Source organism: Pseudomonas sp. ICBG1301, from assembly GCF_016918385.1.
Taxonomy (GTDB): domain Bacteria; phylum Pseudomonadota; class Gammaproteobacteria; order Pseudomonadales; family Pseudomonadaceae; genus Aquipseudomonas; species Aquipseudomonas palleroniana.
This window is the reverse complement of sequence record NZ_JAEKGB010000004.1, coordinates 116301-135638: the sequence shown is the minus strand read 5'-3', so window position 1 is coordinate 135638 and position 19338 is coordinate 116301. Positions and strand designations below refer to the sequence as shown.

The following is a 19338-nucleotide window of genomic DNA, read 5'->3' as shown; positions in this document are numbered from 1 at the left end:
GCTGCGGCTTACCAGGTTTGGGTGGCCTTGAACTTCTCGATACCGGCTTTCAGGCCAGCGTCGATTTCGTCATTGAAGTCACCCTTCACGTTGATCTTGGCCAACAAGTCGGCGTGATCGCGGTTGAAGTAAGCAATCAGCGCTTGTTCAAAGCTGCCGACCTTGGCGATTTCGACGTCAGTCAGGAACCCACGCTCAGCGGCATACAGCGACAACGCCATGTCAGCGATCGACATAGGGGCGTATTGCTTCTGCTTCATCAGCTCGGTAACGCGCTGACCATGCTCAAGTTGCTTACGGGTCGCTTCGTCCAGGTCAGAAGCGAACTGGGCGAATGCCGCCAGTTCACGGTACTGAGCCAGAGCGGTACGGATACCACCGGAGAGCTTCTTGATGATCTTGGTCTGAGCGGCACCACCCACACGGGATACCGAAACACCGGCGTTCACAGCAGGACGGATGCCTGAGTTGAACATGGCCGATTCCAGGAAGATCTGACCGTCGGTGATGGAAATCACGTTGGTCGGAACGAACGCGGAAACGTCGCCAGCCTGGGTTTCGATGATCGGCAGAGCGGTCAGGGAACCGGTTTTGCCGGTCACTGCGCCGTTGGTGAACTTCTCTACGTACTCTTCCGAAACGCGGGATGCGCGCTCCAGCAGACGGGAGTGGAGATAGAACACGTCGCCTGGGTAAGCTTCACGGCCTGGTGGACGGCGCAGCAGCAGGGAAATCTGGCGGTAAGCCACTGCTTGCTTGGACAGATCGTCATAAACGATCAGCGCGTCTTCACCGCGGTCGCGGAAGAATTCACCCATGGTGCAACCGGCGTACGGTGCCAGGTATTGCAGCGCAGGAGATTCCGAAGCACTGGCAGCCACGATGATCGTGTTTTTCAGTGCACCGTTTTCTTCCAGCTTGCGAACCACGTTGGCGATGGTCGATTGCTTCTGACCAATGGCTACGTAGACGCAGAAAATGCCGCTGTCTTTCTGGTTGATGATCGCGTCGATGGCCAGAGCGGTTTTACCGATCTGACGGTCGCCGATGATCAGCTCACGCTGGCCACGGCCGACAGGGATCATGGCATCGACAGCCTTGTAGCCAGTCTGTACAGGCTGGTCTACCGACTTACGCCAGATCACGCCTGGAGCAACTTTCTCGACCGCGTCGGTCTCGGTGTTGCCCAGTGGACCTTTGCCGTCAACAGGGTTACCCAGTGCGTCGACTACGCGACCCAGCAGTTCCTTACCAACCGGAACCTCCAGGATGCGGCCTGTGCACTTGGCGCTCATGCCTTCAGCCAGAGACTGGTATGCGCCCAGGATAACGGCACCTACGGAGTCCTGCTCCAGGTTGAGGGCCATACCGTAGACGCCGCCCGGAAACTCGATCATCTCGCCGGACATGACGTCGGCCAGACCGTGAATCCGCACGATACCGTCAGATACGCTGACGACAGTGCCTTCGTTACGGGCTTGGGAGGTCACATCGAGTTTGTCGATGCGGCCCTTGATGATTTCACTTATTTCGGAAGGATTGAGTTGCTGCATTGCTCTGCTGCCCCTTCAAACTCAAGATTTCAATGCTTCGGCAAGTTTCGCGATTTTGCCGCGAATCGAGCCATCGATAACCAGGTCGCCGGCACGGATAACAACACCACCGATCAGTGATGCGTCCTCCGAAGCTTGCAGGCGCACTTCCCGATTGAGTCGTGCACTGAGAACCTTGGCGAGTTTGTCTTGCTGTTCTTGGTTCAATGCAAAAGCACTGGTCACTTCAACGTCTACCGACTTCTCTTCTTCGGCCTTGTACAGGTCGAACAGAGCGGCAATCTCCGGCAAAAGCAGGAGACGGTCGTTTTCGGCAACGACGTGGATGAAGTTCTGCACTTTCACATCAAACTTGTCGCCGCACACTTCAATAAAAGTGGCGGCCTTGTCTGCGCTCGTCAGGCGCGGGGCCTTGAGCACGCGCTGCATGGTGCCGTCTTGCGACACTGCTGCAGCCAGGCCGAGCATGGCTGACCAAGAGGCCAGCTGCTGGTGGGCCTGGGCGTGCTCGAAGGCTGCCTTGGCGTAAGGTCGGGCCAACGTGGTCAGTTCTGCCATGATCGCCCTCGCTTAAATTTCAGCAGCCAGTTTATTAACCAGCTCCGCGTGCGCGTTTTGATCGATTGTGGCACCGAGGATCTTCTCAGCACCGCCGACCGCCAGGGCACCCAGTTGGGCACGCAGCGCGTCTTTGACGCCGTTCAGTTCCTGTTCGATCTCGGCATGAGCCGAAGCCTTCACACGGTCAGCTTCGACGCGGGCTTTTTCAACAGCCTCTTCGACGATCTGGTTACCGCGTTTCTTGGCTTGCTCAATGATTTCAGCTGCCTGTGCTTTAGCTTCGCGCAGTTGATGACCCGCTTTCTCTTGGGCCAACTCCAGGTCGCGAGCTGCACGGGTGGCAGCGTCCAAACCATCCGCGATCTTCTTCTGACGTTCGTGCAAAGCCGCGATGACCGGAGGCCACACGAACTTCATGCAAAACACTACAAAAATGAAGAACGCAACGGATTGGCCAATCAGGGTTGCATTAATGTTCACGCCAACACCTCGCTCATTCGTTGTCCATCACCCTAATCACTCGAAAATTCGAGTGATTAGCCAGCGAGTTGACCAACGAAGGGGTTCGCGAAGGTGAAGAACAGAGCGATACCAACGCCGATCATGGTCACGGCGTCGAGCAGGCCGGCGACGATGAACATTTTAACTTGCAGCATTGGAACCATTTCTGGCTGACGCGCTGCGCCTTCCAGGAATTTGCCGCCCAGCAGGCCGAAACCAATGGCAGTACCCAGAGCGCCCAGGCCGATCAACAGTGCAACAGCGATAGCGGTTAGACCAACTACAGTTTCCATCTTTCCTCCCGACTTTTACGTCGTATGGTTTAGGTTTTTAGATTTTAAAGCGGTAAAACAAATCGTTTCATAGCCCGCTAGGGCCACCTTCCCGTATTACCGGGAAGGACATCAGACTAGTCGAGACTGGTCTTAATGGTTCTCTTCGTGCGCCATCGACAGGTAGACGATGGTCAGCATCATGAAGATGAAGGCCTGCAGGGTGATGATCAGGATGTGGAACACAGCCCACGCCCACTGCAGAACCACGCCCAGGCCGCTAAGCCAGAGCAGACCGCTGCCGAACATCACAGCGATCAGGATGAACACCAGCTCGCCGGCATACATGTTGCCGAACAGTCGCAGGGCCAGGGAGATAGGCTTGGCGACCAGGGTCACGAATTCCAGCAGGAAGTTCACCGGGATCAGCAGGGCTTGAACGAAGATGTTCTTGCTGCCGAACGGGTGCAGGGTGAGTTCGCCGATGAAGCCGCCGATGCCCTTGACCTTGATGCTGTAGAAGATGATCAACGCAAACACCGACAGGGCCATGCCCAGGGTGGCGTTAGGGTCCGTGGTGGAAACCGCACGGAATGGAATGTGGTGGTCGCCGGAGATCAGGATGGCCAGCTGAGGAATCCAGTCGACCGGTACCAGGTCGACGGCGTTCATCAGGAACACCCAGACGAAGATGGTCAGTGCCAGCGGTGCAATCACCGGGCTACGGCCATGGAAGCTGTCTTTCACGCTGCCATCGACGAATTCGACCAGTACTTCAACGAAGTTCTGCAATGCACCTGGCTGACCGGAGGTCGCCTTCTTCGCCGCCATGCGGAAAATCAGGACAAAGATCAGACCCAGTGCGACCGACCAGCCCAGAGTATCCAGGTGGAAAGCCCAGAAGCCCATTTCCTTGGCTTCAGCTGCGGTATGGGCGAAGCCCCAGCCGCCGTTGGGAAGCTGACCGAAAGTCAGGTTCTGCAAGTGGTGCTGGATATAGCCCGAAGCGGTTGTTTCTGCCATGTGTGCCTCAAACGCCCTAAGGTTTCGAAAGTCTTGTTTTCATTAGCAGGGGAGCGAACCAGCTGACCAATTGGGTCAACACGAAGGCGCCGAATACAGCCAGCGGCGCCAATGGCTTCACACCTGCAAAGGTCAGTGCGAACAACACTGCCGTCAAAATCAGTTTCCCTGCTTCACCGGCATAAAAAGACCGGACGATAGCCTGGGCTGCTCGGGCGCCGGAAAACCGAAAGGCCCTGTGAGCAAAATACATATTGGGCAGCAAGGCTATCAGGCCTCCGCAGAGTCCTGAATATCCGGCTACGACTCCATGCCAGTACCAAAGCGCCAATGCGGCGATCAGCAAAACGACAAATTGAGCCAATAAAACCGGAAAAACGGCCAAGCGATGGAACGGCAACGTGTTTGGCGTGCGGGTTTCCATCACTCTTGCTCCTCAATGGTCGGCTGCCGGAAATCAATAACTTGGCATAATTTGTGCCGACAAAATGCGCGCAGAGTATAGGGGCGGTTCAGCCCCTATTCAACTGTCGGGTAGTGTTTTCCGATCGCGCGCTACATAAGCAAATGTTTCAGCGGATGTGGGCAAGGACGCCCTGAAGCTCATCGAGGGAGTTATATCCGATGACCAGTTGCCCTTTGCCCTTCTTGCCATGGCGAATTTGCACCGCCGAGCCCAGCCGCTCGGCCAGGCGCTGCTCAAGGCGAGCGATATCCGGATCAGGTTTTGCCGCTTCGACCGGTGCAGGTTTGCCGCTGAGCCACTGGCGAACCAGCGCCTCGGTCTGACGAACGGTGAGGCCGCGTGCGACAACGTGTCGCGCCCCTTCAACCTGTTGATTTTCCGGCAATCCGAGCAAAGCACGAGCGTGGCCCATTTCCAGGTCGCCATGGGACAACATGGTCTTGATGACTTCCGGCAAGGCGATCAGGCGCAGCAAGTTGGAAACGGTGACGCGGGATTTACCCACCGCCTCGGCCACTTGTTGCTGGGTCAGCTGGAATTCCTGCTGCAAACGCTGCAAGGCAATCGCTTCTTCGATCGGGTTGAGATCTTCACGCTGGATATTTTCGATCAACGCCATCGCGATGGCGGTTTCATCCGGCACATCGCGCACCATCGCCGGGATGGTGTCCTTGCCGGCCTGCTGGCTGGCACGCCAGCGACGTTCGCCCGCGATGATTTCAAAACGGCCACCACCAATGGGGCGTACCACGATGGGCTGCATCACCCCCTGTGTCTTGATCGAGTTGGCCAGTTCCTCCAGCGCCTGGGGGTCCATGTCCCGACGTGGCTGGTACTTACCGCGCTGGATCAGGTCCAGCGGCAGGTGTTGCAGCTCGCGCTCATCGGCCTGCACCGCTTGTTCTTCAAGCGATGTGACGGTCGGACCACTCAACAGTGCATCCAGTCCACGTCCGAGACCTCGTTTCTTGACGGCCATGGGGATTCCTTAAGTTGGCTGAGCTGCAGCGGTACGTGAGTTGCGGCGCTGACGGCGAACCATCTCGCCGGCCAATGCCAGGTAGGCAATGGCACCACGTGAGGATTTGTCATACGCCAGCGCGGGCATGCCATAGCTTGGCGCTTCGGCCAGACGGATGTTGCGCGGGATCACGGTGTCGTACAACTGATCGCCGAAATGTTCCTTGAGCTGCGCCGACACGTCGTTCATCAGGCTCAGGCGTGGGTCGAACATCGTCCGCAGCAGACCTTCGATCTGCAGGTTCGGGTTCAACAACTCGGCGATACGCTTGATGTTATCCACAAGGTCGCTCAACCCTTCCAGTGCGTAATACTCGCACTGCATGGGGATAATCACCCCGTCGGCGGCCACCAGCGCGTTCAACGTCAACATCGACAGCGACGGCGGGCAGTCGATCAAAATGTAGTCGTAGTTTTCGCGAATCGGCGCCAGTGCGCTGCGCAGACGGCTTTCTTTCATCTGCATTTCCAGCAGCACCACTTCCGCCGCGGTCAAATCGCGGTTGGCCGGCAGCAGTTGATAACCGCCGTGCTCGGAAAAGTGCATGGCCTGGGTGAGGTCGCACTCGCCGATCAGCAAGTCGTAGACCGAGTTTTCCAGGCCATGTTTATCCACACCGCTACCCATGGTGGCGTTGCCCTGTGGATCAAGATCGATCAACAGCACCCGACGCTTGGTAGCGACCAGGGATGCTGCGAGGTTGATGCAGGTGGTGGTTTTGCCCACGCCACCTTTCTGGTTCGCTATCGCGAATACCTTAGCCATTCTTGCTTGTGTTCCCAATCATGCCGTGCGGCGCAGTATCAGCAGATGGCGTTGGCCTTGGCAACCAGGTACGGCCAAGGCGTGTTCGCTATCGAGGTGGAAGTCTGCCGGCAATGCTAACAGCTCGTCGCTTGGATGAACGCCCTTCATTGCCAGCCAGCGCGTATCGCGGTCGCCCAGGTGGCGGGTCCAGTTGCTGAAGTTCTCCATGCTGCTGAACGCCCGGGAGACGATACCGTTGAATGGCTGTTCAGGTGTGAAGGCTTCGACACGGCTGTGGATAACTTGCAGGTTATCCAATTTGAGTTCGAGTTTGACCTGGGTCAGGAAGCGGGTTTTCTTGCCATTGCTGTCCAGGCACGTCACTTGCGACTCTGGAAACAGGATGGCCAGCGGAATACCGGGCATGCCACCGCCGCTGCCGACGTCGAGCCAGCGACCGTTTTCGATAAACGGCATCACGCTCAAGCTGTCGAGCAGGTGGCGGGAGACCATTTCATCGGGATCACGCACAGCGGTCAGGTTGTAAGCCTTGTTCCATTTGATCAACAGGGCCAGGTAGCCCAGCAGCAACTCATGCTGGGCGGCGGTCAGGTCGACGCCCAACTGGCGTGCACCTGTGGATAACTCTTCGGCGTGTTGTACGGTGACCAACGAACTCAAGCGCTTTGCTCCAACTGACGGCCCGCGCCGCGTTTTTTCAAATGAATCATCAACAGCGAAATCGCTGCCGGAGTGACACCGGGAATACGTGAAGCCTGGCCCAGGGTCTCCGGACGCGTTATCCCCAGCTTGCTTTGAATTTCTTTCGACAGACCGGAAATCCCGGTGTAGTCGATATCCACAGGCAGCTTGGTGTCTTCACTGGCGCGCAAGCGGGCGATCTCATCCTGCTGGCGGTCAATATACCCGGCGTATTTGGTCTTGATTTCGACCTGCTCGGCCACTTGTGGATCTTCTGCACCTTGTCCGGTCACTTCGACCAAGCCAGCGTAGTCGATTTCCGGCCGGGACAGCAGGTTCAGCAAGTTGTACTCGTGGGTCAGCGGCGTGCCGAATTTTTCTGCAATCGCGTCGCCTTGCTCGGTGCCTGGGCGGACCCAGGTGCTTTTCAAACGCTGCTCTTCCAGCGCGATGCTCTCGCGTTTTTTGCAGAATGCCGCCCAACGCACGTCATCGACCAAGCCTAGCTCGCGACCTTTCTCGGTCAGGCGCAGGTCGGCGTTGTCTTCGCGCAGGATCAGGCGATATTCCGCCCGGGAAGTGAACATCCGGTAGGGCTCCTGAGTACCCAGGGTAATCAGGTCATCCACCAATACGCCGATGTACGCTTCATCGCGACGCGGGCACCAGCTGTCTTTGCCTTGTGCACGCAGTGCTGCGTTGGTCCCGGCCAGCAAACCTTGGGCGCCGGCTTCTTCGTAGCCGGTGGTGCCGTTGATTTGCCCGGCGAAGAACAAACCGCCGATGACTTTGGTTTCCAGGCTGTACTTCAAGTCACGCGGGTCGAAGTAGTCGTACTCGATGGCGTAGCCCGGCCGCACGATGTGGGCGTTTTCCATGCCACGAATCGACTGCACGATCTGGATTTGCACGTCGAACGGCAACGAAGTGGAAATCCCGTTCGGGTACAGCTCGTGAGTGGTCAAACCTTCCGGTTCGATAAAGACCTGGTGGCTTTCCTTGTCGGCAAAGCGGTGGATCTTGTCTTCAATCGATGGGCAATAACGCGGGCCGATGCCTTCGATCACGCCGGAATACATCGGCGAACGGTCGAGGTTTGCGGCAATGATTTCGTGGGTACGCGCATTGGTGTGGGTAATCCAGCAACTGACCTGTTTCGGGTGCAGCTCTTTGGACCCCATGAACGACATCACTGGGATTGGCGTATCACCGGCTTGTTCGGTCATCACCGAAAAATCCACAGAACGCCCGTCGATACGTGGCGGGGTTCCGGTTTTCAGGCGGCCTACACGCAGCGGCAATTCACGCAAGCGTTTTGCCAGGGCGATCGAAGGTGGGTCACCCGCACGACCACCGGAATAGTTTTGCATTCCGATGTGGATAAGTCCGCCGAGGAAGGTACCGGTGGTCAACACCACGGATTCTGCGAAAAAACGCAGGCCCATTTGAGTGACAACACCGCGTACCTGGTCCTGTTCAACGATCAGGTCATCTGCTGCCTGTTGAAATATCCACAGGTTCGGCTGGTTTTCCAGGGTTTCACGCACCGCCGCCTTGTACAGGATGCGGTCAGCTTGTGCCCGCGTAGCACGCACGGCCGGGCCTTTGCGGCTGTTGAGCACGCGAAATTGAATGCCGCCTTTATCAGTAGCCATAGCCATCACGCCGCCAAGGGCGTCGATTTCTTTGACCAGATGGCTTTTACCGATACCACCAATGGCGGGGTTGCAACTCATGGCACCGAGGGTTTCCACGTTATGCGTCAACAACAGGGTTTTTACACCCATGCGTGCTGACGCCAGTGCTGCCTCGGTACCGGCATGACCGCCGCCGATGACGATCACTTCAAAACGGGAAGGGAAATCCACCACGCACCTCGTGCCTGCTTATGTAGGTAATTAGGAATTGATTGGTTGAGCTGGTTTTAGAGCTTTGGCGGCAAGTATAGGGACTTAGACCTTCCTAAAGAACCCTTTGCACAAAATTTAACCAGCTGTGGATGAGTCACGTGCAAAAGAAATTAAAAAGAAAGAAATTTATAAGATCTTTGTTTTTATGTTTATTTCTACTGAGCTACCTTTCTGTGGATAAAGCTCTATATCCCTTTATTTATGGAGTGTACAGAGATTCAAAAGGTTGTGGTCATGTGCCAATGAGCCCTTTGGATAACTGCTTTAAGCCTGTGGATTAAATGCGTTGTTATCCACAGAGGGGGTTTTACTCAGGTTTCAGGTCTTGTTATCAACCGGGCACAAGGGCGGTTATTCACAGGGCTTAACTCACAGAAAAGTACCGATATGCTCAAGTTTCGAGCACGTCAGAGCTCCCCCGGATCCTTCGATGCAGGGAGTAACGCTTCAGATAGCGGGCTATTGTGAGAAGTCAACGGCGCAGTTAATAATAGCGATTATCATTAACCTGTGTTGTCGTGCCTAATGCCCCTTCCTCCACACACGGTTTCAGTCCAGCACATCTATGAGCAGCACCATTCCTGGTTGCAGGGTTGGCTCAAGGCTAGATTGCATAACGCCTGCGATGCAGCCGACGTCGCACACGATACGTTCGTGCGTATTCTGGGCGGCCGGAACGCCGCGCAAATCCTGGAACCCAGGGATTATCTGGCGACCATTGCCAGGGGTTTGGTGATTGATCGATATCGCCGGCATGCCGTTGAACAGGCCTATCGGCAGACCATGGCCGAGCGCCAGGAAGCCACCGCGATCAGCGAGGAGGATCGGGCAATCATCATTGAAACGTTGGTGGCTGTGGATAAAGCCCTGTCGGGGCTGGGTGAACGGGCTCGGCGGATTTTCATGCTTTCACAGATCGAAGGCCTGACTTATCAACAGATTGCCGATCAATTGCAGGTGTCGCTGACCACCGTTAAAAAACACATGATCCGTGCCCTGACTGAATGCACTCTGATCATGGCAGGCCTGTAATGGTCGCCCCCGATCGCAAGACCTTCGAAGCCGCGGCTATCTGGTATGTGCAATTTCAATCCCAACCGCCCACCGCCGCCGAGCGCCAGGCCTGGCAGCAATGGCTTGACCACGATCCCTCCCACCAGCTCGCCTGGAGTCAGATGGAGCAGTTGCAACGCAGCCTTGGCACCCTGCCGCAGGATTTTACTCGGCGTGCGTTATCCACAACGCACCAAAGGCGGCAGGTGCTCAAGTGGATGCTGGCACTGGGCGGCACGGGTTATCTGGGTTGGAACGTCCAGCAACACACGTCGATGGGGAATGTCTGGGCCGATTACCGCACACGGGTGGGCGAACACCGCCGCGTCGAACTGGCCGATGGCACTCGGATAGACCTGAATACCCGCACAGCCATCGATGTGGTGTTTGATGGGCGCCAGCGTTTGATCCGCCTGCGCGAAGGTGAAGTACTTATCCATACTGGCAAGTCAGGCGGGCAAACACCGTTCTATGTAGAAACCCGCCAGGGCCGCGTACAGGCATTAGGTACCCGGTTCACGGTACGCCAGTTGCCGGACTCCACCCGGGTCGGAGTCCTGGAAGACCGCGTGAGTTTGTCGCCTGGGGATAAACCGGATCAGGCTCGCTTACTCGTAGCCGGGGAAAGCGCGGACTTCAATCGACAGGCCGTGGAGGCCAACCAGCCCTATAAGGGAACCCAGGCTGCCTGGGTCGATGGGCAAGTCATCGTACTGGATACCCGGCTTGGCGATCTGCTCGAAGATTTGGCGCGCTATCGACCCGGCGTTCTGCAGTGCGATCAGGCCTCGGCACGACTGCGGGTTTCCGGGACTTTTCGACTGGACTCCACCGATGCCGTGCTGTCCAACCTGCAAGCGACCTTGCCGATTCAGGTGAAATACTTCACACGCTATTGGGTTTCGGTAAAGCGCGTCGCTTGATCAAAAAAATAATCCACAAGAGGGTTATCTTTTTTTGACCTGGCACGGCCCTAAGGATAATCACGACGCTACCTTCAGGGCTTATCCGCTAATGCGCCTTCCTACTACGCTTCGCCAACGACTCTCCTGCCATGGCATAACCTATGGTCTGCTGCTCACCACCGTCACTGCAGCCACCATGCTATCCAGTGGTGCCATGGCTGCCAGTTCGGTTCAACACTACGCCATTGCTGCCGGCTCCCTGGACACTGCTCTGAGCCAGTTTGCCGCGAGGGCGAATGTGATTCTGTCCTTCTCGCCTCAGCAAACTGCGGGCCTTACGACGTCAGGCCTTGAGGGCGACTATTCGGTGGAACAGGGTTTTGCGCTATTGCTGCAGAATTCTCAGTTGCAAGCGGCAGCCCAGGGTTCGGGAAGCTATGTACTGCAAGCGGCGCCCTCCGGCCAACTCACCCTCGCCCCGACTACGGTGAGCACTTATCAACAGAATGGGTTCAATCAGGACATCGCCCGGGACGTGGGTTACAAGGCGCAAAACAGCCGTATCGGCACCAAGACCAGTACACCCCTGTCGGAAACCCCGCGTTCCGTCTCGGTGGTCACGGGCCAGCGCATCAAAGACCAGAAGTCACAGACGCTGACTGAAGTGCTGGGCTACGTCCCGGGTATCTTCGCGCCGCCCTTTGCGGCCGGCGATAGCTTGGCCGGTGACCTGTTCTTCATTCGCGGTTTCAACGCCACAGATTATGGCTACGGCTTGCTGCGAGACGGCCTGCGTGTACAGGGCAATCGGTACGACACTACCAGCGAGCCGTATGGCCTGGAGCGGGTTGAAGTTTTCCGCGGGCCTTCTTCACTGCTCTACGGCGAAAACGCGCCCGGTGGGTTGGTCAATCTGGTCAGCAAACACCCGACCGCCACTCCGCAAGGCGAAGTGCAACTGGGCTATGGCTCCAACAATCGGCGCCAATTGGGTGTGGATATCTCCGGGCCACTCAATGGCAGCGACAATATCCTCGGCCGCGTTGTGTTGCTCGGTCGCAAATCCGACACCCAGACCGACCACGTGCCAGATGATCGCCTCTACCTGGCGCCGTCCCTGACCCTGAACTTCGATGACTACAACACCCTGACGCTGTTGGCTAACTATCAGAAGGACCACACCAACCTGGAACTCGGCCTGCCCGCCGCCGGCACGTTACTGAAAAATCCCAACGGCAAGCTCTCCAAGCACACCATGCTCGGCGATCCGGACTGGAACACCTTTGAACGCGAAGCCTGGAGTACCGGTTACGAATTCAGCCACAGCTTCAATGACGATTGGCAGTTCCGTCAGAATTCGCGCTACATGCAGTCACGCATCAATCGCCATGAGACCTGGCCTGGTGCCTTGAATAACGGTGGTTTCGGCACACAATTGAACATGACCGCCTACGATCGCTACAACAAGTCGATGGTCTATTCCCTGGATAACCAGCTCGAAGGCAAATTCCAGGTGGGCGGGCTGGAAAATACCGTGCTGTTCGGTGCCAGCTACGACCGCACCTCCTTCAATCAGGACTGGGACGCGGGATTTGCCGGCACCATCAATGTGTACAACCCGGTGTACCTGCGCGATCCGCTCACCCCAATCGCAGTGCAGAACACTTTGCTCGAACAGCGGATGAAAGGGGTTTATGCACAGCTCCAAAGCAAGTACGACCATTGGCTGTTACTGCTCGGTGGCAGACAGGACTGGGTCGACAGCGATTTCCGCGACAAGGTGAACAAGGCCAGTAATACCAGCTCCGAAGACCGCAAGTTCACCTATCAGGGTGGCGTGATGTATCAGTTCGACAACGGTCTTACGCCGTATGTCAGCTATTCCACCGCGTTCGTACCGGTGCAGCAGATCTCCAACGCGGGCTCCCCGATGAAACCGATCACCAGCAGCCAATATGAAGCGGGTGTGAAGTACGAGCCGATCGGCTGGGATACCGCGATGACCCTGTCGGTGTATGACCTGCGCAAACAGGACGACACTTACCTGGATGCCACCACCAATAGCTACCGCCAGGTGGGTGAAAGCCGGGCCAAGGGCGTGGAGGTAGAGGTCAACAGCAATATCACGCCCAATCTGAATGTGACGGCGGCTTACACTTATACCGACGCACGGATCACCAAGGATTCGGCAACATCGCTGGTGGAAGGTCATCAGATGACCGGCGTCCCACGTAACCAGGCGTCAGTGTGGGGAAAATATCGCTTCCTCGATGGCCAACTCAAGGGCCTGTCCCTGGGCGGCGGCGTGCGTTATTTCGACAGCACTTTTTCCTACACAGCACCTACGCTGTACGGGAAACTGGACGCGGGAAGTGTGACGTTGGTAGATGCGTCCGTTGGCTATCAGATCGATAAGAACTGGTCGGTGGATCTGAATGCCAAGAACCTGTTCGACAAGGAATATGTGTCTGGTTGCAACGATGCAGGGCGTTGCTACTGGGGCGACAGCCGTACCTTGCTGGGTACGGTGTCCTACAACTGGTGACGGTGTGGATAACTCGGTTATTTGCCGATACAGAAGCTGGAGAAGATTCGCCCGAGTAAATCATCGGAGCTGAACGCGCCGGTGATTTCGCCCAACAGCTGCTGCGCCTGGCGCAAGTCCTCGGCCAGCAGCTCGCCCGCACCCGCCAAAGTCAGCTGAGCTCGGCCGTGTTCCAACGCTGAGCTGGCATGGCGCAGTGCCTCCAAGTGCCTGCGGCGCGCACTGAAGCTGCTTTCCGAGGTCTGTTCGTAGCCCATGCAGGCCTTGAGGTGCTCGCGCAGCAGTTCCAGGCCATCCCCTGCCGACTTGGCGCTCAGGCTGAGCGTGACGTGGCCATCCTCGCTGGTTTCCATGGTAATCGCTTCGCCGGTCAAGTCGGCCTTGTTGCGGATCAAGGTGACTTTGCTCGGGTCGGGGCGTTGCTCAAGGAATTCCGGCCAGAGCGCAAAAGGATCTACAGCCTCCGGTGCCGTTGCATCGACGACCAGCAGTACCCGGTCCGCTTCACCGATAGCCTTGAGCGCCCGTTCCACGCCGATTTTTTCGACCTGATCGTCGGTATCACGCAACCCCGCCGTGTCGACCACATGCAGGGGCATGCCATCGATGTGGATATGTTCGCGCAAGATATCCCGCGTGGTGCCGGCGATCTCCGTGACGATAGCCGCCTCTCTACCTGCCAAGGCGTTGAGCAAGCTGGATTTGCCAGCATTGGGGCGGCCAGCGATCACAACGGTCATGCCATCGCGCAGCAAGGCCCCCTGCCCGGCTTCACGCAGTACTGTGGATAATTCATCACGAACCTTATCCAGCATCGCCAAGACATGGCCATCGGCGAGGAAGTCGATTTCTTCCTCCGGAAAATCAATTGCCGCCTCGACATAAATGCGCAAGCTGATCAGTTGCTCGGTCAAGTTATGCACACGCAGGGAAAAGGCGCCCTGCAACGAGCGCAGAGCATTGCGCGCGGCCTGTGCAGAACTGGCCTCGATCAGGTCGGCAATCGCTTCAGCCTGGGCCAGGTCAAGCTTGTCGTTGAGGAATGCCCGCTCACTGAACTCGCCTGGGCGTGCCAACCGGCAGCCCAGTTGCAGGCAGCGCTGCAGCAACATATCAAGGACCACCGGGCCACCGTGGCCCTGCAGTTCCAGCACGTCTTCACCTGTGAAGGAATTGGGGCCCGGAAAATACAGGGCCAAACCTTCGTCCAGCACGGCTTCATCGGCATCCAGAAACGGACCGTAATGAGCAAAACGCGGTTTCAGCTCTCGACCACTGATTGCCCGCGCCGCCGCACCCGCAAGCGGCCCGGAAATTCGAACGATGCCGACACCACCGCGACCTTGAGCGGTAGCGACAGCAGCGATGGTTTCACGAGGAGCGCTCATCATCAGGTTCCAGAACAAAAGTGACGGAAAGCAAAACGCCCCACTAGGGGGCGTCTTGAGTGGTTATCCACAGAGTAAGTTACGCCGCGGCTTTTTTGGTAGCCGCTTCGATCTTACGAGTGATGTACCACTGTTGGGAGATCGACAACACGTTGTTGACTACCCAGTACAGAACCAGACCAGCTGGGAACCACAGGAAGAAGAAGGTGAAGATGATTGGCATCATTTTCATTACCTTGGCCTGCATCGGGTCCGGTGGAGCCGGGTTCAGACGCTGCTGGATGAACATGGTCGCGCCCATGATGATCGGCAGGATAAAGAACGGGTCTTTGATCGACAGGTCAGTTATCCACAGCATGAACGGAGCCTGGCGCATTTCCACGCTTTCCAGGAGAACCCAGTACAGCGACAGGAACACCGGCATCTGTACCAGAATCGGCAAGCATCCACCCAACGGGTTGATCTTCTCTTTCTTGTACAGCTCCATCATGGCCTGCGACATTTTCTGCCGGTCATCACCATGCTGTTCTTTCAACGCGGCCAGTTTCGGCGCCACTGCACGCATGCGCGCCATCGACTTGTAGCTGGCTGCCGACAGAGGGAAGAAAAGCCCTTTGATCAGCATGGTCAGGAAGATGATCGACCAGCCCCAGTTACCGACGATGCTGTGGATATGTTGCAGCAGCCAGAAGATCGGCTGGGCAATGAACCACAGGAAGCCGTAATCCACAGTCAGTTCCAGACCTGGGGACAACTCTTTCAACACTGCCTGGCTTTTTGGGCCGGCATACAGAGTAGCGCTGGTTTCAGCCTTGGCACCTGGCGCGACGGTCAACGACGGGCCAGTGAAACCGATGATGTAGTTGCCTTGGCTGTCTTTGCGGGTTTGAACCAGGTTGGCTTCACCCTTGTTCGGGATCCACGCGGTCACGAAGTAGTGTTGCAACCACGCAACCCAACCGCCTTGGACGGTTTCTTTCAGAGCGCCCTTGTCGATATCTTTCATCGACACTTTTTTGTACGGCTCGCTACTTGTCCACAGGGCGGCGCCCAGGTACGTCGCGGTGCCGGTGGCGGTGCTGGAAGAAGGATCGGCGCTGTTGTCACGCTTGAGCTGGGCAAACAGGTTGCCGTTCCAGGGTTTGTCGCTTTCGTTGTCGATCAGGTAAGTGACCTTCAAGTCGTACAAACCGCGGGTGAAGCTGAAACGCTTGATGTAATTGACGCCGTCGAGGCTGAACTTCAGGTCGACGTTCAACTGATTCTGGCCGTCAGCCAGTTGATAATTCTTTTGTTCGGTCGAATAAACCGGACGACCGGTAGCACGTGCATCCGGGCCGTTGGGGCCAGTCAGGCCACTTTGTGCCAGATAAATACGCTCGCCACCGTTATCGAACAGTTGGAACGGAACATCCGGGTGGTCTTGACGACGTGGATACAGCGGCAGTTTCAACTGCGCGATGTCACCGCCTTGTGGATCGATAGCCAGGTCGAGCACATCCGTTTTTACGTGGATGAGGTCTTTATTGGTGACCACCGGCGTTTCTACAGGGGTGCTGGTATCGGCATTCGCGCTGGGTACATCGGCACTGGCGGAAGCATTGTTACCCAGCGGGGTGTCCGGAATAGCCGGCGCAGCCTGATTGGTAGCAACATTCTGAGTCGGCAGGGCAGCTTGACCATAGTCCTGGTTCCACTTAAGAACCATAACGTAGGACACGATTGCCAGGGCGACGATCAGGATCGTGCGTTTAATATCCATGATTACTCGGCCATCGAAGAAGAACGGGAGGTAGGGATAGGCGGAACCGGGTCATAACCACCGGGATTCCACGGATGACAGCGACCTAAACGACGAAAGGTCAGCCAGCCACCGCGCAGAAGACCATGATTTTCTATGGCCTCTAACGCGTAGCAGGAACAACTGGGGTAGAAACGACAGTGGTTGGCCATCAGAGGACTAATGGCATAGCGATAAAACTGGATCGGAACGAGGGCCAGTTTACGCATCAAGGCTGTCTACCCCTACAGTTTCGGTGCTGACTGCTGGTGCTGGCTTGTGGGTACGCGCCAAACGTTTCCAGAGCTTGCCGAAATGCTGAATCAATTCGGGGTTTTCTACGTCCCCCAAGCCTTTACGCGCGACGATAACAATATCCCAACCAACCAGAGTGTCCTGGTGGAGGCGAAACGATTCGCGCATCAGACGCTTGAGGCGATTGCGCTCAACGGAGAGCTTTACGCTCTTCTTGCCGATCACCAACCCGAGACGGGGGTGATCCAGATCGTTGTTACGCGCAAGGAGCAGGAGATTTTTCCCCGGAACCTTGCCGGTGGGGGAGTCAAAGACTGCCTTGAAATGCCGGGGAGTTAGCAGACGCTTTTCCCGACTGAAGTCCTGACTCACCACCAGTGCCGGATTATCAAACTGCCAGACGCGCGCGACCTTTGGCGCGACGACGCGACAGGACGGCACGACCGTTCTTGGTGGCCATGCGGGCACGGAAGCCGTGGGTACGGGCGCGTTTGATGGTGCTGGGTTGGAAAGTACGTTTCATGGCGTTGTTACCTGGTTCGTCCACAACGGGCCGGAATGGCCCCCGTTTTAAGAGACCGGCGATTCTAGAGAAAGCAAGCCTCTAGGTCAATTTCCAACCAGCTTTTCCTTTAATTAGATCTCTATAAGGCAAAGCGCCCTTTTCTGCCTTCTCGCTTTCATGTCGAGTGTCATAGATATAAAAATAGAGAAGGAAGTTATTTAAAGCTTTTCTGTAAAGCTTATAAAAGCTAGGCAGCCCTTCATCTGTGGATAACTACCTTGAGGCCATATTTCACGTGCTGTACAGAGAATGACAACACGGGGGAGAAACGGTGCTCTGCCTGTGCTGCGCTATCGGATAAGCTGTGGGTGGAACAGCTAGTTATCCACAGGCCAGTTACCCACAGACTTTCACCCCCACTTTTGCAACGAGCTCAGGCAGGTTTATCCACAGAGCTTATACACAGACCATTGGTCGCCTTTTTTGCGGTTAACGCATTGATTTTGGGTGCCCTGTGGGCAACCTACATGTGGATAAGTGAGCGGCCGACCGCTACAATGGCGGCTGTTTTTGCCTCACCGGCTTTCAACTTAGGGGATATCCGTGTCAGTGGAACTTTGGCAGCAGTGCGTGGAGCTATTGCGCGATGAGCTGCCTGCCCAGCAATTCAACACCTGGATCCGTCCGCTACAGGTCGAAGCCGAAGGCGACGAGTTGCGTGTCTACGCGCCGAATCGTTTTGTTCTCGACTGGGTCAATGAGAAGTACCTGAGCCGCGTTCTCGAATTGCTCGACGAACATGGCAACGGCCTTGCACCTGCGCTTTCCTTATTAATAGGCAGCAAACGCAGCTCGGCACCGCGCGCGGCGCCGAACGCACCGTTGGCCGCTGCCGCGTCGCAGGCCCAGGTTGCACCGGTTGTTGCTACGCCAAGCCCGACGCCGGCGCCGGCCAAATCGTCCGCGCAAAAAGATGTTTCGGAAAATGAAGAGCCGTCTCGCGACAGCTTCGACCCAATGGCCGGTGCGAGTTCGCAGCAGGCCCCGGTCCGCGCCGAACAGCGCACCGTGCAGGTCGAAGGTGCGCTCAAGCACACCAGTTACCTGAACCGTACCTTTACCTTTGAGAATTTCGTCGAAGGTAAATCCAACCAACTGGCTCGTGCAGCGGCCTGGCAGGTCGCCGATAATCCCAAGCATGGTTATAACCCACTCTTCCTTTATGGTGGCGTTGGCTTGGGTAAGACTCACTTGATGCACGCTGTGGGTAACCACCTATTAAAGAAGAACCCGAACGCCAAGGTCGTGTACCTGCATTCGGAGCGTTTCGTGGCTGACATGGTCAAGGCCCTGCAGCTCAATGCAATCAACGAGTTCAAGCGTTTCTACCGCTCGGTGGATGCCTTGCTGATCGATGACATTCAATTCTTCGCGCGCAAAGAACGTTCTCAGGAAGAGTTTTTCCATACCTTCAATGCCCTGCTCGAAGGCGGCCAGCAGGTCATCTTGACCAGTGACCGTTATCCGAAGGAAATCGAGGGCCTCGAAGAACGCCTGAAGTCCCGCTTCGGCTGGGGCCTGACCGTTGCGGTCGAGCCGCCGGAGCTGGAAACCCGGGTAGCGATCCTGATGAAAAAGGCCGACCAGGCCAAGGTCGAACTGCCGCACGATGCTGCGTTCTTCATTGCCCAGCGCATCCGCTCCAATGTGCGTGAGCTGGAAGGTGCGCTCAAGCGGGTTATCGCACACTCGCATTTCATGGGGCGCGATATCACCATCGAGCTGATTCGCGAATCCCTCAAAGACTTGTTGGCACTGCAAGACAAGCTAGTGAGTGTGGATAACATCCAGCGCACTGTTGCCGAGTACTACAAGATCAAGATTTCGGACCTACTGTCCAAGCGCCGCTCGCGCTCGGTGGCTCGTCCCCGTCAGGTTGCCATGGCCCTCTCCAAGGAGCTGACCAACCACAGCCTGCCGGAAATCGGTGATGTATTTGGCGGTCGTGACCACACCACGGTCTTGCACGCGTGCCGCAAAATCAACGAACTTAAGGAATCCGACGCGGATATTCGCGAGGACTACAAGAACCTGCTGCGTACACTGACAACGTGATGACACCAGCGCAGCTTATTAAGGCAAGGGACTAGA

General features: G+C 56.7%; 19 protein-coding genes. 4 read left to right on the top strand and 15 right to left on the bottom strand.

Features of this window, described 5'->3' with window-relative positions; genetic code table 11:
• Positions 1–8 precede the first annotated feature (8 nt).
• The 10 genes from atpA to mnmG form a co-directional block, all read right to left on the bottom strand.
• Positions 9–1553, bottom strand: coding sequence for a F0F1 ATP synthase subunit alpha (gene atpA, locus JBE38_RS10710; RefSeq protein WP_060756578.1), 1545 nt, complete (start codon positions 1551–1553; stop codon positions 9–11).
• A 21-nt stretch (positions 1554–1574) separates the two neighbouring features.
• Complete coding sequence (locus tag JBE38_RS10705; RefSeq protein ID WP_090367813.1) at positions 1575–2111, bottom strand: F0F1 ATP synthase subunit delta; 537 nt, start codon at positions 2109–2111, stop codon at positions 1575–1577.
• A gap of 12 nt (positions 2112–2123) precedes the next feature.
• Entirely contained in the window at positions 2124–2594 is a 471-nt protein-coding gene (locus JBE38_RS10700) for a F0F1 ATP synthase subunit B (protein WP_060756576.1), read from the bottom strand.
• A gap of 56 nt (positions 2595–2650) precedes the next feature.
• Positions 2651–2908, bottom strand: a complete 258-nt coding sequence (gene atpE / locus JBE38_RS10695) for a F0F1 ATP synthase subunit C (RefSeq protein WP_002555987.1) — start codon at positions 2906–2908, stop codon at positions 2651–2653.
• Between the two features lie 132 nt (positions 2909–3040).
• Positions 3041–3910 carry a F0F1 ATP synthase subunit A gene (atpB, locus tag JBE38_RS10690; protein WP_024078254.1) on the bottom strand — a complete coding sequence of 290 codons (870 nt, stop codon included), beginning with the start codon at positions 3908–3910 and terminating at the stop codon, positions 3041–3043.
• A 16-nt stretch (positions 3911–3926) separates the two neighbouring features.
• Complete coding sequence (locus tag JBE38_RS10685; RefSeq protein WP_090367811.1) at positions 3927–4334, bottom strand: F0F1 ATP synthase subunit I; 408 nt, start codon at positions 4332–4334, stop codon at positions 3927–3929.
• Positions 4335–4482: 148 nt separating this feature from the next.
• Entirely contained in the window at positions 4483–5355 is an 873-nt protein-coding gene (locus JBE38_RS10680; protein WP_060756573.1) for a ParB/RepB/Spo0J family partition protein, read from the bottom strand.
• A 9-nt stretch (positions 5356–5364) separates the two neighbouring features.
• Complete coding sequence (locus JBE38_RS10675; RefSeq protein ID WP_060756572.1) at positions 5365–6162, bottom strand: ParA family protein; 798 nt, start codon at positions 6160–6162, stop codon at positions 5365–5367.
• 18 nt (positions 6163–6180) lie between these two features.
• A complete protein-coding gene (rsmG, locus tag JBE38_RS10670; RefSeq protein WP_060756571.1) occupies positions 6181–6825 on the bottom strand; it encodes a 16S rRNA (guanine(527)-N(7))-methyltransferase RsmG in 645 nt (214 codons plus the stop codon).
• On the bottom strand, positions 6822–8714 hold the full coding sequence (gene mnmG / locus JBE38_RS10665) for a tRNA uridine-5-carboxymethylaminomethyl(34) synthesis enzyme MnmG (protein ID WP_060756570.1): 1893 nt from the start codon (positions 8712–8714) through the stop codon (positions 6822–6824). The genes rsmG and mnmG overlap by 4 nt, the downstream gene beginning before the upstream one ends.
• Before the next feature lie 567 nt (positions 8715–9281).
• Here mnmG and JBE38_RS10660 point away from each other — a divergent pair.
• From JBE38_RS10660 to JBE38_RS10650, 3 genes are all read left to right on the top strand, one after another.
• On the top strand, positions 9282–9788 hold the full coding sequence (locus JBE38_RS10660; RefSeq protein ID WP_205344273.1) for a sigma-70 family RNA polymerase sigma factor: 507 nt from the start codon (positions 9282–9284) through the stop codon (positions 9786–9788).
• A complete protein-coding gene (locus tag JBE38_RS10655) occupies positions 9788–10732 on the top strand; it encodes a FecR domain-containing protein (protein WP_090367806.1) in 945 nt (314 codons plus the stop codon). The genes JBE38_RS10660 and JBE38_RS10655 overlap by 1 nt, the downstream gene beginning before the upstream one ends.
• 91 nt (positions 10733–10823) lie before the next feature.
• Positions 10824–13259 (top strand): TonB-dependent siderophore receptor, encoded by a 2436-nt coding sequence (locus JBE38_RS10650; protein ID WP_205344272.1) that lies wholly within the window; start codon positions 10824–10826, stop codon positions 13257–13259.
• A gap of 17 nt (positions 13260–13276) precedes the next feature.
• On the opposite strand, the gene mnmE is transcribed toward JBE38_RS10650, so the two are convergent.
• The 5 genes from mnmE to rpmH form a co-directional block, all read right to left on the bottom strand.
• Positions 13277–14647: a tRNA uridine-5-carboxymethylaminomethyl(34) synthesis GTPase MnmE gene (gene mnmE, locus JBE38_RS10645; protein ID WP_205344271.1), complete on the bottom strand. Its 1371-nt coding sequence runs from the start codon at positions 14645–14647 to the stop codon at positions 13277–13279.
• 79 nt (positions 14648–14726) lie between these two features.
• Positions 14727–16409: a membrane protein insertase YidC gene (gene yidC / locus JBE38_RS10640; RefSeq protein WP_060756565.1), complete on the bottom strand. Its 1683-nt coding sequence runs from the start codon at positions 16407–16409 to the stop codon at positions 14727–14729.
• Between the two features lie 2 nt (positions 16410–16411).
• Complete coding sequence (gene yidD / locus JBE38_RS10635; protein ID WP_003213574.1) at positions 16412–16657, bottom strand: membrane protein insertion efficiency factor YidD; 246 nt, start codon at positions 16655–16657, stop codon at positions 16412–16414.
• On the bottom strand, positions 16650–17057 hold the full coding sequence (rnpA, locus tag JBE38_RS10630) for a ribonuclease P protein component (RefSeq protein WP_020302575.1): 408 nt from the start codon (positions 17055–17057) through the stop codon (positions 16650–16652). Before rnpA ends, yidD begins: the two co-directional genes overlap by 8 nt.
• Positions 17058–17070: 13 nt before the next feature.
• Positions 17071–17205: a 50S ribosomal protein L34 gene (gene rpmH, locus JBE38_RS10625; RefSeq protein WP_003213577.1), complete on the bottom strand. Its 135-nt coding sequence runs from the start codon at positions 17203–17205 to the stop codon at positions 17071–17073.
• 585 nt (positions 17206–17790) lie between these two features.
• Here rpmH and dnaA point away from each other — a divergent pair.
• On the top strand, positions 17791–19302 hold the full coding sequence (gene dnaA, locus JBE38_RS10620; RefSeq protein ID WP_060756563.1) for a chromosomal replication initiator protein DnaA: 1512 nt from the start codon (positions 17791–17793) through the stop codon (positions 19300–19302).
• Positions 19303–19338 lie beyond the last annotated feature (36 nt).

What these genes read in the sequence shown, in the direction of transcription:
- atpA (WP_060756578.1), bottom strand. Translation starts at nt 1,553, where the DNA reads ATGCAGCAACTCAATCCTTCCGAAATAAGTGAAATCATCAAGGGCCGC.
- JBE38_RS10675 (WP_060756572.1), bottom strand. Translation starts at nt 6,162, where the DNA reads ATGGCTAAGGTATTCGCGATAGCGAACCAGAAAGGTGGCGTGGGCAAA.
- rpmH (WP_003213577.1), bottom strand. Translation starts at nt 17,205, where the DNA reads ATGAAACGTACTTTCCAACCCAGCACCATCAAACGCGCCCGTACCCAC.
- JBE38_RS10660 (WP_205344273.1), top strand. Translation starts at nt 9,282, where the DNA reads ATGCCCCTTCCTCCACACACGGTTTCAGTCCAGCACATCTATGAGCAG.
- atpE (WP_002555987.1), bottom strand. Translation starts at nt 2,908, where the DNA reads ATGGAAACTGTAGTTGGTCTAACCGCTATCGCTGTTGCACTGTTGATC.
- yidC (WP_060756565.1), bottom strand. Translation starts at nt 16,409, where the DNA reads ATGGATATTAAACGCACGATCCTGATCGTCGCCCTGGCAATCGTGTCC.
- JBE38_RS10680 (WP_060756573.1), bottom strand. Translation starts at nt 5,355, where the DNA reads ATGGCCGTCAAGAAACGAGGTCTCGGACGTGGACTGGATGCACTGTTG.
- yidD (WP_003213574.1), bottom strand. Translation starts at nt 16,657, where the DNA reads ATGCGTAAACTGGCCCTCGTTCCGATCCAGTTTTATCGCTATGCCATT.
- JBE38_RS10650 (WP_205344272.1), top strand. Translation starts at nt 10,824, where the DNA reads ATGCGCCTTCCTACTACGCTTCGCCAACGACTCTCCTGCCATGGCATA.
- JBE38_RS10655 (WP_090367806.1), top strand. Translation starts at nt 9,788, where the DNA reads ATGGTCGCCCCCGATCGCAAGACCTTCGAAGCCGCGGCTATCTGGTAT.
- JBE38_RS10685 (WP_090367811.1), bottom strand. Translation starts at nt 4,334, where the DNA reads ATGGAAACCCGCACGCCAAACACGTTGCCGTTCCATCGCTTGGCCGTT.
- mnmE (WP_205344271.1), bottom strand. Translation starts at nt 14,647, where the DNA reads ATGAGCGCTCCTCGTGAAACCATCGCTGCTGTCGCTACCGCTCAAGGT.
- JBE38_RS10705 (WP_090367813.1), bottom strand. Translation starts at nt 2,111, where the DNA reads ATGGCAGAACTGACCACGTTGGCCCGACCTTACGCCAAGGCAGCCTTC.
- atpB (WP_024078254.1), bottom strand. Translation starts at nt 3,910, where the DNA reads ATGGCAGAAACAACCGCTTCGGGCTATATCCAGCACCACTTGCAGAAC.